Origin of the sequence: Actinomadura sp. GC306, from assembly GCF_004348665.1 — a bacterium.
Taxonomy (GTDB): Bacteria; Actinomycetota; Actinomycetes; order Streptosporangiales; family Streptosporangiaceae; genus Spirillospora.
The window spans coordinates 1-1,598 of sequence record NZ_SMKM01000525.1 but is presented as its reverse complement, the minus strand read 5'-3'; the positions used below and the strand labels follow the sequence as shown (position 1 = coordinate 1,598).

At 70.8% G+C, this 1,598-nt stretch carries 2 protein-coding genes; both read right to left on the bottom strand.

Translation table 11 applies throughout. The annotated features are described in order from the left end of the window. Positions 1–120: 120 nt before the first annotated feature. Positions 121–1,089 (bottom strand): adenosine deaminase, encoded by a 969-nt coding sequence (gene add, locus E1200_RS33270; protein ID WP_131956646.1) that lies wholly within the window; start codon positions 1,087–1,089, stop codon positions 121–123. Positions 1,090–1,398: 309 nt separating this feature from the next. Then, the coding region (locus tag E1200_RS33265) for an alpha/beta hydrolase (protein ID WP_207933675.1) at positions 1,399–1,598 on the bottom strand (200 nt) is incomplete at its 5' end.

Genomic DNA, 1,598 nt, shown 5'->3' with positions numbered 1-1,598 from the left:
GACCCCTTCCTCCGAGAAATCCGAGCCGGCCCCCTGACCGAACTCCACCCCCCCATGACGAGAGCGGTGCCCGGCCCGGACCCGAGCGACTCCGGATAGGCATCGTCCGGGGGCCTCGGATCAGGCCAGCCAGGTCCGAATCTCTTGATGGAGTCGGGTCTTGGTCTCGGTGGGGGCGAAGGAGGCGTCAACGCCGGCGTGGGCCAGGTCGGCGAGGGCGGCGTCGTCGTAACCGAAGGCGTCTCGGACGCGGGCGTACTCGGTGGCCAGCGGGGTGTCGATCAAGGCGGGGATGTCCGTGTTGACGGTCACGACCAGCCCCGCCTCCCGGAGGCGGGGGAGGGGGTGGTCGTCCAGGGAGGAGGCGAAGCCGAGGGCGACGTTCGAGGACGGGCACACCTCAAGGGGAATCCTGCGTTCGCGGACTTCGGCCACGAGGTCCGGGTCGTCCAGGACGCGGATGCCGTGGCCGAGTCGTTCGGTGCGGCCGGGGCCGAGCGCCTGCCGGATGCTGGCGGGCCCTTCGCCCTCGCCCGCGTGGTGGACGACGTGCAGGCCCGCGTCCCGGGCGGCGGCGAACACCTCGGTGAACGGGTCACCGGGGTGGGCCTCGTCGCCCGCCAGGCCGATCGCGATCACGCCGTCGTGGCGGCGCGCGAGGTCGAGCGTCCGCCAGGCGCGTTCGACGGAGCGGCGGCGGGAGTGGTCGAGGATGAGGCGGCATTCGATGCCGAACGCGTCCTGGCCGGCTTCCAGGCCCTCCAGGACGGCCGTGAGCGGCATGCCGAGGTCGCCGAGGCGCTCCCCGTGGCCGGCCGCCGTGAAGGAGACCTCGGCGTAGCGGGTGCCCTGTGCGGCCTCGTCCTCGCAGAACTCGTAGGCGACCCTCCGGAAGTCGGCGGGACGGCGCAAGCACGCGCGGACGAGGTCGTTCTGCGCGAAGAACTCGGTGAAGCTCCCGAGGCGCACCCCGTCCTCCGGAACCGGCACGCCGTTGGCAGCGCCGATCTCGCGGAGCGTGCCCCAGCGCACGGTGCTCTCGAGGTGAACGTGCAGATGGACTTTAGGGAGGCTGATCAAATCACGCACGCCCGCACGCTACGACCCCACCACTCCACCCCACCAGCCATTATTCACACTCCAGGTGTGCACCGCGCGCATGCTGAAAGTGGCCGGCTACCACCCGCCCACCTGCGACCTCCGGGCACGGAGCGCTACACCTGATCGCCCCTTACAACCACCGCCCAGTTCCGTCTCGGGGCTTCCCCCCGAAGTGTGGACACCAGTTCATGCGGCAGCGGTCGGCGGTGTGGGCGGCCCGCCGGGCAGCCACACCGCCGTGACTTTCGGGAGTGGGGTCGTCCGCCGGTGTGCTGGCCGGTTGTCGGGTGCGTTTTGTCAGGGGTGGCAGGTTGGGTTGGCCGGGGGGAGGGTGCCGGTGGTCAGGTAGGCGTTGACCTTGGTGTTCACGCAGGCGTTGCCGTATTCGCCGTAGATGCCGTGGGCGGTGGTGGCGCGCAAGGTGAGTAGTCGGGAGCCGCTCAATGCCCTGTGCATGGCCTTGCTGCCCTCGTAGGTGGTCGCGGTGTCGCCGGTGG